10 protein-coding genes are annotated in these 16,867 nt (G+C 40.2%); 9 read left to right on the top strand and 1 reads right to left on the bottom strand.

The window, feature by feature from the left end; translation table 11 throughout:
• The first annotated feature begins 5 nt into the window (after positions 1-5).
• The 9 genes from DHD80_RS05590 to DHD80_RS05550 all read left to right on the top strand — a co-directional run bounded on the left by DHD80_RS05590 (position 6) and on the right by DHD80_RS05550 (position 15,217).
• Positions 6-2,198, top strand: a complete 2,193-nt coding sequence (locus DHD80_RS05590) for a GH32 C-terminal domain-containing protein (protein ID WP_251740159.1) — start codon at positions 6-8, stop codon at positions 2,196-2,198.
• Positions 2,199-2,217: 19 nt separating this feature from the next.
• Positions 2,218-5,259, top strand: a complete 3,042-nt coding sequence (locus DHD80_RS05585; RefSeq protein ID WP_251740158.1) for a TonB-dependent receptor — start codon at positions 2,218-2,220, stop codon at positions 5,257-5,259.
• Between the two features lie 9 nt (positions 5,260-5,268).
• Positions 5,269-6,981, top strand: coding sequence for a RagB/SusD family nutrient uptake outer membrane protein (locus tag DHD80_RS05580; protein ID WP_251740157.1), 1,713 nt, complete (start codon positions 5,269-5,271; stop codon positions 6,979-6,981).
• A 34-nt stretch (positions 6,982-7,015) separates the two neighbouring features.
• Positions 7,016-8,845 carry a hypothetical protein gene (locus DHD80_RS05575; protein ID WP_251740156.1) on the top strand — a complete coding sequence of 610 codons (1,830 nt, stop codon included), beginning with the start codon at positions 7,016-7,018 and terminating at the stop codon, positions 8,843-8,845.
• A gap of 12 nt (positions 8,846-8,857) precedes the next feature.
• Positions 8,858-10,015, top strand: coding sequence for a DUF4960 domain-containing protein (locus tag DHD80_RS05570; protein WP_251740155.1), 1,158 nt, complete (start codon positions 8,858-8,860; stop codon positions 10,013-10,015).
• A gap of 112 nt (positions 10,016-10,127) precedes the next feature.
• Positions 10,128-12,329, top strand: coding sequence for a GH32 C-terminal domain-containing protein (locus tag DHD80_RS05565; protein WP_251740154.1), 2,202 nt, complete (start codon positions 10,128-10,130; stop codon positions 12,327-12,329).
• A 25-nt stretch (positions 12,330-12,354) separates the two neighbouring features.
• On the top strand, positions 12,355-13,239 hold the full coding sequence (locus tag DHD80_RS05560) for a carbohydrate kinase (protein WP_251740153.1): 885 nt from the start codon (positions 12,355-12,357) through the stop codon (positions 13,237-13,239).
• A gap of 147 nt (positions 13,240-13,386) precedes the next feature.
• On the top strand, positions 13,387-14,871 hold the full coding sequence (locus tag DHD80_RS05555; RefSeq protein ID WP_251740152.1) for a LamG-like jellyroll fold domain-containing protein: 1,485 nt from the start codon (positions 13,387-13,389) through the stop codon (positions 14,869-14,871).
• Positions 14,798-15,217 (top strand): tyrosine-type recombinase/integrase, encoded by a 420-nt coding sequence (locus tag DHD80_RS05550; protein ID WP_251740151.1) that lies wholly within the window; start codon positions 14,798-14,800, stop codon positions 15,215-15,217. The genes DHD80_RS05555 and DHD80_RS05550 overlap by 74 nt, the downstream gene beginning before the upstream one ends.
• Here DHD80_RS05550 and DHD80_RS05545 read toward each other — a convergent pair.
• Positions 15,214-16,581 (bottom strand): AAA family ATPase, encoded by a 1,368-nt coding sequence (locus DHD80_RS05545; RefSeq protein WP_251740150.1) that lies wholly within the window; start codon positions 16,579-16,581, stop codon positions 15,214-15,216. The two genes, DHD80_RS05550 and DHD80_RS05545, sit on opposite strands and share 4 nt — an antisense overlap.
• Positions 16,582-16,867: the final 286 nt, after the last annotated feature.

The raw sequence follows: 16,867 nt of genomic DNA, 5'->3' as shown, positions 1-16,867 counted from the left end.
AACCGATGAAAAAAATGATTTTTTTAAAACTACTCATAGTAGCCAGTTTGTTTACATCCTGCTATGATGATGATGTGGTTTTTATCAATGAGACCGATAATCTCAGGATCAATAAAATCCTGGAATTCAAATTTGATGAAACTTCCGGTACCACGACTACAGAATCGGAAACAGGAAACAGTTTTGAAATAGACGGCAAATCTGTTAGCCGAATGGGAGGGGTTTCAGGGAACGCTATTTTCTTTGATGGCTTAAGCAATGAAATTAATGGAGAAATAGATACCAACCTGTTACCAGACGGTCAATTCACCGTTTCACTATGGGCCTCACCAAGATCGTATCCTGTTGGTACGGCAGCAATGCTGGCAATGACTTCAGAAGGTTCCAGTACAGGGGTGATGATAGGCCTGAACAATTTTGGGCAGATCGTGGTGCAATATTTTATCAACGGGGCTTTTGCGCAAACTGTAACTAACGAAGTGATCCCACGAAATCAATGGAACCACATTATTGTTGGAATTAGTCCGGCTTCTCAAAGCGTGGCGATATATATGAACCAGCAACAACTTACCACGGCAAATGTGCCATCCGGTTCTATTACCTGGCCTTCGGGTTCAACCCCTTTTAGTATTGGCAAAAATACAATGGGGCAGATGATGGGTATTTTTGATATTGATTATTATTCGGGTGCCCTGGACGAAATCCAGGTGTATTCAGGATTTTCTACCCCGGCTGTTTCAGAATTCATTGCTGCGCAATACGGTTCTCCCGGGGAGGTTGAATATAATTTAGGTCTGGATTATTCTAACGACAATAACAGGCCAATCTATCACCCCATACCGGATTTTGGATGGGCAAATGAATCTTACGGTCTGGTAAACCTGGATGGGACTTATCACATGTTCTACCAGAAAAACGAAGTATTCCTGGGAATTGCCAACCAAAACTGGGGACATTTCACAAGTCCAGATTTGGTGAATTGGGAAGAGCAGGATGCTGTTTTATGGCCTTCCACGGGATGGGATAATTTTGGGATCTGGTCCGGGGACGCGATTATTTTGGAAGACGGGACGCCAGCGGTGGTTTATACCGGGGTAGATGGTGTAAGGGCTGGAATAGGCACCGCTTTTTCTGATGATAACTACCAAACTATAAATAAATTCGATGCAAACCCGGTTATTCCCGCGGCCCCAGCCGATGTAGATCTGGATTTTAGGGATCCCTATGTTTTCTTTAAAGATGGCCTATACCACATGATTATTGGTAGTGGAAAATCGGATATAGGTGGAAACGTGGTGTACTATACCAGTGAAGATTTTGAAGTATGGGACTATAAAGGCATCCTGTTCCAGGGCCAGCAAAGCCAGGGAGAAGGTAATTTCTGGGAAATGCCGGTACTTCATGAATTTCCTGACGGAAGGTTTATCCTTCTGGTACAGAAAACTCCGGATGCCACACCCGCGGTTACCTTCTACTGGACCGGTACTTTTGAAAACGGAGTTTTTACACCGGAATTTGAAGATCCGAAATACCTTGAAGTAGTAAACGGATTTTTATCCCCGGCAGTTGGCCTGGATACCCAGGGACGAACCACGGCCATAGGGATTATCCCGGACGAAGTCGCACCGGAATTCCAGCAACAACAGGGATATGCGAATTTATTCAGCCTTGCCCAGGTATGGACATTGGATGCCGAAGGTACTATCTTGATCGAACCACACCCAAACCTTGAAAATTACCGGGCTGCGGAAACCACTATTGGTACTATAAATCTCGAACCCGGCGCTACCGATAATATTGATTTTAGTGGAAGGCATTTTGAAATGCTTGCCACCATTAATACCGGGACTGCTGGTAGGTTCGGATTCGTTTTAGGTGAATCTGGCACCAGTGGGGAAGAGTACAGGGTGTATTATGATTTTGGGAGCCAGGAATGGGTTGTGGATGCTTCAGGCTCCTCAACTTCAGATCTTGTAAGACGTGATGTACGTAGAGGTTCCTTTAGCCTTACCCAGGGTGAAACTGTGGATCTAAGAATATTTGTAGATGGTTCGGTCCTGGAAGTATTCATCAACGGCAAATCCCATTTTACGGGCAGGTTTTTTCCCGAAAGCGATGACGCCAATGGCGTGGACCTGTTTGTAGAAGGAGGATCGGCATCGGCAGAGGTAACTATCTATGAAATTGAAAATAATTAAAACCAATCAACAGCCAATTATGAAAAATTTAATTGTAATCATATGCTTTTTAATATCCCTCAGCTCATTTGCCCAGGACCGCCTTATCACAGGAACGGTAGTTGACGTGAACGGAATGCCCATTCCCGGGGCTACAGTTGCTGTTAAAGGGACGAATCGCGGGACCATGACAAATTTCGATGGAAATTTTCAAATAGAAGCTGAACAAGGGGAAGTACTTAGTATATCTTTTATCGGGTACAGTACCAAAGAATTAATTGTGGAAGATGGAGGGAATTTTAGGATTGAATTAAGTGAAGATGTTTCCCAACTCGACGAAGTAGTGGTTACCGGATATACTTCAGAAAAGAAATCTGATATAGCGGGTGCAATTACCGTCGTGGATGTTGAAGAACTCTCTCAGGAATTCAGTCCGAATATTATAACCAGCCTTCAGGGACGTGTTCCCGGCATCCAGATCAATTCCGGAGGTACACCGGGAGGGAATGATTCCCAGATAACAATTCGCGGTCTAACAACAATTACCGCAGGTTCGAGTCCATTGTGGGTAATCGACGGGGTGCAGACTTTTAATCCGTCTTCGTTGAACCCCGATGAAATTGCCAGTATCCAGGTGTTGAAGGATGGCGCCTCTACCGCGCTTTACGGAACATCGGCAGCTAACGGGGTGATCGTGGTGACCACTAAACGGGGAAAGGAAGGAATGTCTGAATTTACAGTAAAATCTGAAGCTACCTTAAACATGCTTCGTGATGATATTAATATTCTAAACGCACGGCAATGGGCAGATGTTTATTATCAGGCTCGCGCGAATGATGGAATTTCAGGAGATTTTAATGTACTTACAGATAATGGTACTGGCTTCGATATTCCTGAATTTCTGGATGAAGCCGAATTGATAAGAGCTTCAGATACAGATTGGATAGATGTGATTATCGATGATTCATTTTCCTATAATACAGATTTTAGCTATCGCTTTGGAAAAGAAAATGCACAGGTTTTTACCAGTCTTAATTATACCAAGGATAATGGAATTCAGAAGTATACTTACTATGAAAGGTATAATGCCAGATTAAACACCAGTTTCGATTTTTGGGATGATAGAATTACCATTGGAGAAAACTTTCTTTATTCGAATTATAACGAAGTGAAAGCGAATGAATTTGAAAATGCCATTCTTCAAAATCCGCTTATTCCGGTTTATACGGTAAATGGAGATTATACAGCTCCAACCATTCAGGATAAAGCAAATTCACTGGCAAATCTTTGGTCTAACAGAAAAAATGAACAACGCAATAATCGCTTCCTTGGAAATGTATTTGCAAAAATTGAAATTCTGGACGGCCTTACTTTCGATACTTCACTCAATTTTGATTATACACGATTTGCTTTTGATACCAGAACCCAGCCTTTTGTTCAGGTAGGTCGTATTCCCAGTGTTTTCAACAATATAACCGTTGCTAAAGACCGTAATAATTCTTTGAGGACCATTTTTACCAATTTACTTACTTATGAATTTGAATTGGACAAACATCGTTTCAATGTTCTTGGAGGTATAGAATTTACTAAAGATGACTTTGAATCTGAAGTGGAATTAACTAACGGAGTGGATATTACAGATTATCCCAATTATATCATAAAAAGTGACGCAGAATTCAGAACGATTAAAAATGAGATCGATTATCGAAAAAGGTCATTTTTTGGTTCCCTGAAATATATTTTTGATGATCGCTATATCATCTCCGGAAGTATCCGTAGGGATGCCTCTTCAAGATTTGGGCCTAATAACAAATTCGCTTACTATCCGGCAGGATCCATAGCCTGGAATGTTTCTAATGAAAATTTTCTGGAAGATTCTAAAATCATCTCTAACCTAAAACTTCGGGGTTCTTATGGAATTAATGGTAACGACCAGATTCCGAATTACCTCTATCTAAGTACGTTTTACGATAGTTCTATTGGCAATGCGATCGAATTCCTAAATTATGATATCGATGGAGATGGCTTTGGAGTATCGGAAGGAATTGTACAGGCCCGCCAGGCGAATCCCGATATAAAATGGGAGCAAACAGCACAGACAAATGTTGGCTTTGATTTAGGCCTATTAAAAAACAGGATAAGTTTAACTGCCGATTTTTTTGATAAGCGCACAACAGATCTAATCCTTCAGCCAATTCCGCAGGCCATCAACGGGGAAGCCGAACCTCCTTTTATTAATGCGGGGGAAGTTTCCAACATTGGTTTTGAGGCAGTTTTAAGTTATCAAAATAAAGGGGACTCTAACCTACGCTACGGATTTGATCTGAACTTTTCAAAATATGAGAACAATGTAGAATCCCTGGATACCGAAAATAACTTTCTTCTGAATGGAGTTTCTATTACCCGGGCGGGAGATCCTATCGCCTCTTTCTACGGATTGATCGCGGACGGAATTTTCAGAACACCTGAAGAGGTAGCCGTTCACGCCCAGCAATCTGGGAAAGGCCTGGGTAGGATTCGCTATAGGGACTTGAACCTTGACGGAGTGATTAATAACGAAGACAGAACGATAATAGGGAATCCGCATCCAGATTTTATCTATGGGATTAATCTGAATGTTGGTTATAAAGGTTTTGATCTTAGTGCTTATTTCGATGGGAAGCAGGGACATGATCTTTATAACATTCAACGAAACCTGGGAGATTTTACGTATTTCAGTTTCAATTTCGGACAGAATACCCTGGATGCATGGACTCCTGAAAATGCCAATTCCAATATCCCTGCAGTTAGCACCAATAATGTAAATAATGAAATTCAGCCATCAAGCTATTTTGTAGAAGATGGATCTTATTTCAGAATGAAGAATATTACGTTGGGATATACTTTCCCCCAGCAGGTCTCAGATAATATAGGACTAAGCAACCTGAGGTTTTACCTCTCAGGACAGAATCTTTTTAATACCACCTCTTTTACAGGATTTGATTATGAAGTGGCCGGGCTTGGTGCCGGGGGAATCGGAGTTGCGGGCTATGGCATCCCGCATACCAAGACAATCACTTTTGGAGTATCAACAAAATTTTAAACACATCTTATGAAGACAATAAAAAACAACTCAGTAATTGCCCTGTTCCTTTTGGGAATAGGAATGATCGTCGGCTGTGTTTCAGAAGATGATCTGGATGTAAAAGAATTTAATACCATATCTGAAGATAATTTAGAGCCGGAAGCTTTGGTTATTGCTGCCTACAGTGCTCTGGATTACAGATATAATACCGGTGAATTCCGTGATCTATGGCCATTGGACCATGCCCCATCTAACTGGGCGACTTCAGATATTCGTTCAGGGGATGCCTACAAAGGTGGTGGTGGCACCGGGGATAATCCCGGTGGCGGAATGCATCAGCTGGAAACCCACGATCTTTTTCCTTCCAGTGATAATGTTTATAACCTTTGGAGATCGATATATTTTGGACTCAAGAGAGTTGATGCTGGAATAAGATTTTTGGTAAATCTGGAAGACGGAGAATTCGCCCAGCGCGATATTCGTCTTGGGGAATTATATGTACTAAGGGCACACTTCTATTTTGAAGCGATGAAGAATTTCGGCTCGATTGTATGGTATGATGAAAATACCCCGGTGGTGGAGCTTACTTCCATTCCAAATACTTTTGATGAGGCTTTTATTTGGGATAAAATTGAAGGTGACCTAAATAAGGCGATAGGTCTTTTGCCCGATACCCAGCCGGATCTTGGGCGTGTAAATGCAATGGTGGCGCATGCTTATCTCGCAAAAGCTCATTTATATCAGGAAGAGTGGCAGGATGTGCTCACCCAGACTAATATTGTAATCAACTCAGGTCAGTACAGATTGGTAGAGAATATCGAAAGATTATATTCTGAACCCGGATATGGAAATTCTGAAAATATTTTTGCGATCCAATTCTCTATTAACGATGGTTCACAATACGGAAACCTAAATTTTGGAGACTTATTGAATTCTCCAGATAGTCCAAGTGACAATCCTAATCATCCTTATTTAAATGGAGATGATTTCCATAAGCCTTCACAGAACCTTGCGAACGCCTATAAAGTAGGAGAGAATGGATTACCTCTTTTCAACTCGTATAATTCTGCTAATATTAATAGTGAGGATATTATTGATCCAAGACTGGACCATACTATAGGAAGGCCTGGAATAACCTGGAAAGACTGGACACCAATGGCGCAACAAGATAACTGGAGCCGAGATATTGGTACTTATGGCCTTTTTGTAAGAAAAAAGAATATCATTTATCCAACTTCAGACGGGATGGCTTCCAATCCCAACGGTTTTCCCTGGGCATTGGGTAACCTTGACTTTCCGCTTATCAAATACTCAGATTTATTGCTTTGGAAAGCTGAAGCTTCTATAGAAACCGGTGATATTGCTACCGGAATTGAAATTATAAATCGAATTCGGTTAAGGGCTAAAAACTCTCCGTATGTGAAGGATTTTGAAAATCCTAATGAAGACGCGGCCAACTATTTAATCAACCCATATCCAACAAACTTATCTCCTGAAATGGCCATGCAGGCACTAAGGTTTGAAAGAAGGCTGGAATTGGCAAATGAGGGGCACCGGTTTTATGACCTGGTAAGATGGGGTATTGCAGATTCCTATACCAGCGAATATATAGCCAACGAACAGTCCAGAAGACCCTACCTGTCTGGCGCGAGTCTGGAACCTTATGAATACTATCTGCCAATTCCTCAAGTAGAGATCGATGCGAGTGGAGGAACCTATACTCAGCGTCCCGGATATTAATAATCTAATCAAGAAAACAATTAAAATAAACAAGATGAAATCATTGAAAAACATAGCAAAATTCGCCTTCGGCAGCTTGCTCCTTATGCCGTTTTTATTAATGCATTCGTGTAGTGATGAAGACGACAATTTTAGGGATGTAGTGCCAGATTATGCTCAGGCAATTATCAGGTCCTTTGAAGTAAACGGGGAATTTGCACAGATAGACCATACTTCTGCAACTATAGCGATGACTCTTCCGGCTGGAACAGACCTTTCATCAGTCAATGTAGACCTTTCGGTTCCGGAAGGAACCGTGGTTACTCCTGAATCTGGGAGTACAATAGATTTTACCAGTGGTCCTGTAATATTTAAGACCATAGCATCTAATGGAGCCAATAGAGAGTATACAGCAATGGTAGCAGCATATGGAGATCCGAAAATATTAAATTTCGCTATTGGGGATAATGCCGGACAGATCGATGAAGAGAACCATACGATTACCGTGGAAATTGGTAGTCAGGATGGTGATATTACAGATCTTGCGCCCAATTTTGTCATCGCCGACGGGACAAGCGTAGACGTTGCTTCCGGAGTTTCCAGAAATTTCACAAATCCCGTTGCTTATACGGTACTTTCAAATGATGGCTTTACTGCGAGTGAATATTCTGTAATTGTAAATCAAATTGAAGGTCCAAAAATTACTTCTTTTAAGATTGGAGAAGCTGAAGGAGTTATAGATAATGAAGAAAATACGATTTATGTCTCCCTCCCGGCAGGCACCGATATTTCGGCCCTTAGCCCGGTGATTGAAGTTCCGGAAGGTCAGGCAGTCGCTCCAGATTCCCAAGAAGAAATAAATTTCACAGATCCGGTAGAATATACTGTCACTAATTCAGAATCATTGACTAAAACATATATGGTTACAGTGGAAGCTCAGGATGCAGATCCTACATACTATGCTTTTCTTGGAGAACAGGCAGATATCGCTTCCCTTGTGGATGATGATGCAAAAGCAGCTGCGACCTGGATGAAAAATACCTATGGAGAAGATTTCAGATACATTCAGTTTAGTGGAATTACCCCACAATCTATGGCCGAAATAAAGGTCGCCATGATTTACTATTTAACTCCTGCGGAAGATGTGGGCTATAGTGCAACTCCAGATAATGCTTCCACCTTATTACCTCCTGGTTTAAGACCAGGCGGAACCCAGGCGCAAGTTTTAAAGAATTGGGTAAAATCTGGAGGTGATATGCTCATTGCCGGGGACGCCACTCCATTGATATTCTCCATAGATCGCGTTCCTGCAGATTTCTCTGCTCCAAGGGAACCGGGCAATTATGTTTATTCAGAATATGGCTGCTCAGGATCTGCCGGTTGCGTGGATATGGGTAAACCTGCTGATGATATTTGGGGACTGGGAATGCGTCCTTCAAATAATTCGGAAGACAGGCAGGGGCATCCAATATTTGACGGATTAAGTTTTATAGATGGGGAATACCTTGCGCTTCAGAATTCTTCTACCAGGGAAGTGCGTTTGATCTGGTGGCAGCATTTTGACGGAATTCTGAACCCCAGCTGTTGCGGACAGGATGCGGCCTTAACTTTTGAACAGACGCTTCAGGCCACAAAATTTGGGACATTAAGGCATATTGGCGATGCTTTTGGATACGGGGCCGTGTTGTGGAACCCTACTTATGAAGGGAACCATGACAGTTTTGACCAGCAGATCGCTACCGACTTTCAAGGTGCTGTTTTCAGTATTGAAAATACTATTGTTGGCTATGAATGGGATTCCAATGGAACCACTAATGATTTTCAGTCCAATATTGAAACTTTTACCAAAAACATCCTGGATTACCTTTATAATTTGGAAGACTAAAAAATGAATATCATGATATATAAATATAGATTTTATCTGATCTGTTTTTTCTCCCTGGCTATGTTGATGGCTTGTGATAAACGGGAAAATTACGATGAGGGTCTGGATCCTGTACTTAATGTGGTCACCTCACTCCAGGGAAATAGTACCAAAGCGACTATAAACCATCTACAGGGAACGATCAATCTGGTTTTGCCTCCACGAACCGATATTGCCAATGTGGAGTTGAATATCGAAGCACCTGAAGGGGTACAAATTGATCCTCCCAGTGGAACAGTTTTAGATCTTTCTGATAGGGAAATGGTTACTGTTACTTATGGCAATTCAACCAGGAATTACCAGTTGATCACTCGAGTTTTGCCAAGCAAGATTGGTTTTTTGGGTGCCGCGACAACGTATGAAGAACTACTGGCAACGGCAGATGACGATATAGTAGCAGCAGCACAATGGGTAAAAGCAACCTATTCCGAAGATTTTGAATATTTAAATGCCAGTGAGGTAAGTTTTGAAGACCTCCAGGAGGTGAACGTGGTGGTATTTTATTACGATCAGGTGGGCACTTCTGAACTCCCCCCTGTATTTACCGAAGGAAGCGCAAAATCGGCTTTTATCCAATACATGGTGGAAGGTGGTAAAATGTTACTTGGGGGCATGGCCACAAGTTATGCTGAAGTAATAGGTCGCGACCAAAGTGGACTGTTGACTATTCAGGGCAACGGGGAAGGTTTTGATTCGCCCGATACCTGGGCCGTTGACGGCGGCGTAAATTTTGTAAATTCAAAACTCGCCCATCCAATCTATACATTCAATCCCGGATTGATTGAATTTGATGAAAACGGATATGTTCCTGTGATCGACGCAGGTTTTAGAGAAGATCATAATAATCTCTGGGATGCATCTTCCTTATTGGCTCCAGGTAATCAGCCCGGGCAGTTTGGAGAGTTTGAAAGGTTATACAACGGTGTGGTACTTGGCGTATGGAGTGGAGTAGCAGATGAATGCTGCCCTGGTATTATTGAATTCAAACCAAAACCACCATATAGTGGAACCATTATCGCTATTGGAATTGGAGGGATTGAGTGGAATATGAACGATGGTCGAACAAACGAATATCGTGATAATATTGAAGCAATCTATAAGAACTCGATCGATTATTTGAGCACTTTATAAAAACCAAAATTAGCCAAAACTGGCTGGAAGGATTGAATTTTCGGCCAGTTTGGTTTAAAGTAATACCGATATGTTCAAAAATCTCTGCTTCTTTTGTTTAATAATGGTTTCAATGGGATTAAAGGCTCAGCATGGCCGCACTGAAATTAAACTGGATGGTGCTGAATGGTGGAAGAATTTTCAGGAAGCCCACCAGGCTCAATTACATAATTCCCTTTATTCTTTAAGGGATATAAAACCCGATCCATTATGGAAGGAAACGGGTACCGAAAACGGCAGCCTTCTTTTTGACGGATATTCAACCTATCTCGAAATTGAAAATTTCAGCTTAAATAAAAATTTCGCAATTAGTTTTTGGATAGCACCGAGAGCATTTGATAGCGCGATTGATAAGAAAATAGCTTCCGTTCTGGACTTTTATAATCCAATTGATTCAATAGCTATGAGGGTGGGATTGCTTCAGCATGGTCAGTTGGCCCTGGAATACGAGCTTGGCAAAAACAAGCAAAGATTTACAAATGAAAATTCATATGTAAATAAGAACACATGGAATCACGTCTTAATCGTTCAGCAGGATAATAAAATTAAGCTTGAGATCAATAATGAAGAAGTCCTGGAAGATACTTTGAAAATGGATCTTTTGAGTTTCTTTCAAAAAGATTTGAAATTATTGATAGGAAGGAATTCCAATGCCAGTGGGTTTGGTGATAAATTTAAATTCAATATGATAAGCGGGTTGTTAGATGAAATCATCATTAAGAACGATCCTTCAGAGGTTGATAAAATTGATAAAAAGAGATTGGAAAAACTTCAAAATGAAGATATTACCCATGCGCTGCGCCTGGATTTTTCAAAATATAAATCTGAAGACTACAAGCCGGCATATCATGCCACCGCTCCTGCGCACTGGATGAACGAGCCGCATGCACCTTTCTATTACAATGGGAAATATCATTTATTTTATCAGCATAATCCCTTTGGACCTTATTGGGGGCAGATTCATTGGGGACATTGGGTAAGCGAGGACATGGTAAACTGGAAGCATGCTGAAATTGCCCTTGCTCCTGAAAAAGGGGAATTGGACCCGGATGGGATCTGGTCCGGTTCGGCTTTTGTCGGCCCCGGAAATATGCCCATGTTATTTTATACGGCGGGAAATTTGAAAAAGGAACAAAATCAATATACTGCCATTGCTATTCCCAAAGACACCACAGATAAAAATCTTCAGCAATGGGAGAAAACAGACATTATCGTAGATAAGCCTTCAGAATATAAAAAGAATGAGTTCCGTGATCCCTTTGTATTTAAAGTTGATGAAACCTATTACATGATCGTTGGAAGCGGAATTGAAGGAAAAGGGGGAACTGCACCGATATTTGAATCTCAGGATGCCCTCAATTGGGAATATCTTAATCCTTTTTACATTGCAGACATTCAAAAATATCCTTTTTTGGGAGGAGTATGGGAATTGCCTGTTTTTTTGCCATTGACCAGAAAAGACGGTTCAAAAACGAACAAGTATGTCTTTATGGTTTTACCACTGCGGGATGAAGCAGATGTGGAAGTCTTTTATTGGATTGGCGAATTTGACCAACATAAAAAACAATTTGTCCCTGATGATGCAGAGCCGAAACTGCTGGATTATGGTGATTTTGGGTTCACCGGCCCCAGCGGTTTTGTAGACCCAAAAACCGGAAGAACTATTGTTTTTTCTATAGCCCAGGGGAAATATGGGAATATTGATACATACGATATGGGGTGGGCTCATAACGCAGGTCTTCCCATTGAACTATGGTTGAGTGACTCCCAAGAGTTAAGATTTGCTCCCATTGAAGAAGTAAAAACTTTACGAAAAGAAAAACTTTTTTCCTGTAAAGACTGCTCCAAAAAAATCATCAATTCCAAATTGGAGGAGGTACAGGGGGAACAGCTTGAAATCCTTATGGAATTTGAAATTTCCAAACAAAAACAGGGAATTGAAGTACGTCGTACAGAGGATGGTTCAACCAAAGCAATGATCTATTACGATCCTGCAACAAAAACTGTGGTATTTGATAAACTACAGGAAAATCCTGAAAGGGAAGTTAAAGCTTTAAAGGCTCCGGTAGGAGATGCCTCAAAAGTAAAATTGCATATTTTCCTGGACCGTTCGATGATCGAAATTTATATAAATGACGAAGTTTCAATTACCGATAGGATATATTTTAAAGAAGAAGACGCGAAAGGATTGAAAATTATAGGACCTGAAAATGCAAATCTGGAGAGTCTGTCTATCTGGAATCTCAATGGAATTGATTGGGAATATGTCGAATAGATTGAAAAAAGATAATTTATATTTTATGTCTAAAAAAGTAGTTTGTTTTGGAGAAGTTTTATGGGATTTGCTTCCATCAGGAAAAGAAATTGGGGGTGCGCCGCTTAACGTGGCCCTTAGACTTAATTCTTTGAACATATCGACGACTATTATTAGTAGAGTGGGGAATGATGAGCATGGCCGCAAACTGGTGGAATACCTGGAGTCAAAAGGATTAAATTCTTTGATCCAAGAGGATTCAATTTATAATACCGGTTTAGTAGATGTAAAAATTAATGACTCCGGGAATGCCAGTTATGAGATTCAATATCCCGCCGCCTGGGACCATATAGAGTATGAAAATTCTGCAATTAAAACAGTCTCTTCAGCAGATGTTTTTATATATGGAAGTTTAGCCTGTCGAAATGAGAAATCGGCTTCCACCTTATTTAAATTACTTAAGAAAGCAAAATATAAGGTGTTTGACCTAAATCTTCGCAAGCCTTATTATAAAGTAGAAATTCTTTTGAAGCTGATGGAAGAGGCAGATCTTATAAAAGTAAATGAAGAGGAATTAAATGAGATTTGTGAATTGCTTGGAGAAAGGCAATTATCCATAGCTGAGAATATGAAGTTTTTATCAAGGAAAACAAATACAGGCCATTTGTGCGTGACCAGAGGAGCCTGTGGGGTAATTCTTTTACATAAAGATAATTTCTATCATAATACCGGTCATTATATTAAAGTTAAAGACAGCATTGGAGCTGGGGATTCATTTTTAGCGGGCTATATATCAAATTTGATAAAGGGACAGGAACCTAATATTGCTTTGGATTATGCATGCGCAATAGGATCTATTGTTGCTACAAAAAAGGGCGCAAATTCGGAAGTGACCATGGAAGAAGTTAATACCCTAATGTGGCATGATTGAATTTAGGATGGAACCTTAATGTTTATTTACAATGGAAAATTTGAAATAAGTAGATATTGTATAACTAATTGTTTTTTAATGTTTTAAAGTATGTAAAAGTTGCGTAAAAAGCAGAGTTGGAAATAAAATAATCAAAAATATACCACCATGAGAAAATTATTCTTTGCCGCCATTTTATTGTTCAGCTTTATTGGGAATGGACAAACACCTGTTTTACATCTGGATTATAATGAGCAGGATGGTAGTACATTTGCCATTAATAAGGCAGGTTCCCCCGATTTTCAATTATCCAATAATTTCAATAGACCAGAACGGGTTCCAGGTGTTTCTGATAATGCTTTAAGGCTAGATGGATTTTCCACATGGGCAACTGCTGATTTTACCTATAATTTTGATAGGGCGATGACGGTGGAAACCTGGATTTCTATGGAATGCTACCCATCTGACCTTGACAATGGAATAAACAACTCACAACTTAAAGCATCGGCCCTTATCTCCCAAACTATTGGGGAAAACGGATTTAGGATTTCGATAGATACCTATGGGACATGGTGGTTTCAGGTTACCATAAATAGCCAGACCTACTACGTATTTTCACCAGATAAATTTCCGCTTTACCAATGGGCGCATGTGGCGGGAGTTGTAGATGGTCCGGGTAATAAGATAAGGATCTATTTAAATGGAGTGGAGCTGGCTTCAGCAAATATTCCAACCTCAGGAACCATTGAAGAAGCTAATGCGCCGCTGGTAATAGGAAAAACAAATGCCGATAATGAACGTTGGGATGGAATATTTTTAATCAATGCAATAAATGCCACTATTGATGAAACTAAAATATTTGCAACAGCCAGAAGTTCAACCCAGCTGTTACAAACCTATCAGGATGGTCTTGGCACCATGGCTAATTCAGGTTACGATGCAATAGCAGTGCCCTATGGTCGCTTTACCAGGGACGTACAACGACCTCGTTATCACGCCATGCCACCGGCAAGCTGGACCAATGAACCCCATGGATTTTCAGTAGGGCCAGACAATAAATACCACCTGTATTACCAACGAACTGCAAATGGACCATTTAAATTCAGGACTACCTGGGGCCATATGACGAGTATGGACCTGGCAAACTGGATCAACCAAAAAGATGCATTGCGCCCCGAATTGACCACTATCAACGGGTCTACAAATTTCGATACCCAGGGGATTTGGTCCGGTGATGCGATTGTTGAGGGAAATACATCCTATGCCTTTTATACCTGCGTGAGTACTACCGGCGGTATTTATAATCCCGGTATTGCCCTGGCCAAGAGTACAGACGATGGATTCAATAACTGGCAAAAATTAGGCCCTATAATCCCAAAACAGTTTGTAGATGATTTCCGGGATCCTTACCTGTGGAAAGAGGGCAATACGAACCACATGATTATTGGAGCTAAGATTGGGGGGTATAGGATCCCTTTCTTACTATACTTCAACAGATCCACAATTGATGACCTGGCAGCACCAACAGCCTTTTTCCGACTTCTTGCCACAAATGGACCCTGGCTCGGAAATATGGGAAATGCCGGTTTTCGAACCTTTGGGAAATGGGAAACACCTGCTTGTTGTAAATCCTATCGGAGGCAGCAGGACTAGGGATGGTGAAACAGCCGTAAGGGCTATATATTGGATTGGAACCTGGAACGGAAGTAAGTTTGTTCCAGATACACCACAGCACAAAAATGTGGATTTGATATGGGGGCAAATTTCCCCCGCGGTTACTCGAAAACCCAACGGGCAATTGGTAGCCATAGGAATTGTGGATAAACCCCTCATCAACTATGTGGCACGGCACAGTTATGCAAATTGTTTAAAACAAAAAGGTGTAGCCACTGATGTGATTAGTGAATCCATGGGGCATCAAAATTTAGCTATTACCCAGGCCTATCTTAAAGAATTGGATAATTCGGTATTGGATGATACGAGTGAATTGTTGCTCTAATTATTTTTTAAACTATAATTTTCCACAAAATAATCTATATATTTTGGAAGCTGTGAGCCCACGTAATAAGGTAAATTCATCAATAAAAATGGAGTACCATCCGTGGTTTTTGATTCTTCAATATTGAATTTTCCGCCATAAATTCTTATTGCGTAAGGATGATTTACTCTTTCTATAAATTGATGCAAGGATTTTAAAGTGCCTTTTGCCCCGGATTTTATTTCTATAGGAATTACTTTATCCTTATAGGAATAAACCAAATCGACCTCTGAAGAAGATTGATTTTTCTCCCTTACCCAGAAATTTGGTTTCGCATTTGTTATCGTATTCAATGAAATTAACTCCTGAGTAATTAGATGTGGAATTATGGCTCCCTTAAAGGAATTGCTTAAATCTTCCATTCCCAACATCTGCGCCTGAATTCCAAGTGCATGATTTATCAATCCGGTATCTAAAAACTGGAGTCTGGGAGACTTTTTTAAATTTGATTTTACGGGATTCTCCGTATCTGTGGTAGGATAAATAAGTTGAATGATTTTGGCATCATCTAAATTACGCATAGCCTCTCCAACTTCTCTGGATCTATAATTGGAATTTCCAAAATTCTGGAATTTGATACGCTCATCTACATATAAATGGGCCACTGCCATGATGTGTTTTATTACACGCCTTTCTGTGGCATTAGAGGTGTATTTTTCCACATCATTTCTATAAGTACCCCAAATACTTTCATAGACCTTTGGCAGGTCGGCCAAACTTTTAGTTTTTAAATCGGCCTTAACGATTTCGGGCATCCCACCAATAATGGCGTATCTATGAAACAGATCCATTAGTGTAGTATGGGCAAAAGGTTTTATGGGGATACTATTTAATTGGTCAAATGCGGTTTCGTGTTCTAAGGCTTTTAAATATTCAGCAAAATTTAGAGGATATAGATATAAATATTCAATACGACCAACAGGAAAACTTTTTACATCTTTTATAGCAAATTCCAATAAGGAACCTGCTGCAATAACGTGCAATTGGGGTTTATCCTCGTAAAAATAACGCAATAACTGGATAGCTTTGGGCAACTCTTGAATTTCATCTATAAATAACAGGGTAGCATTTATATCCCCTGTAGGTATATTATTGGTAAGAAATAAAGCCTCCACTATAGTTTCTACGTCATCGTATTCTTCAAATACCTTCCTGTCCGCAGCTTTTTCCAAATTTAAAAATATGGAGTTCTTATATTTTTTTGCAAAATCAATCACTAAAGTTGTTTTGCCAACTTGCCTTGCTCCTCTTATTACCAAAGGCTTCCTATTTGTATCTTCTTTCCATTTAACTAAATGGCTACCGATATGTCTTTCGAAATTCATATTTTTTTGTTACATAATATGGGTAAATATATGTATTTTTTGTAATGAAGTTAGGGTATTTTTAAATTTATTTTGTAATGGAATTAGGGTTATTTGTGGAGAGTGCCTACTAACAAGGAATTTTTCGATAGGTCTGAAATCTAATAGGAAATTGAATTCTCATTTAACTCAAGTAGCTAAAAAGGCTGGGGTAACCAAAAAGTTAACCAGGCATATTGCTCGACACAATTTTAAAAATATAGCTTGGGATAAAATTCCGATTCAGATGCTTCAACAATTATATAGA

The organism is Gramella sp. AN32 (assembly GCF_023718305.1).
GTDB lineage: Bacteria > Bacteroidota > Bacteroidia > Flavobacteriales > Flavobacteriaceae > Christiangramia > Christiangramia antarctica.
Note: the sequence above shows the minus strand (reverse complement) of the source record. Positions and strands in the feature narration are given on the sequence as shown.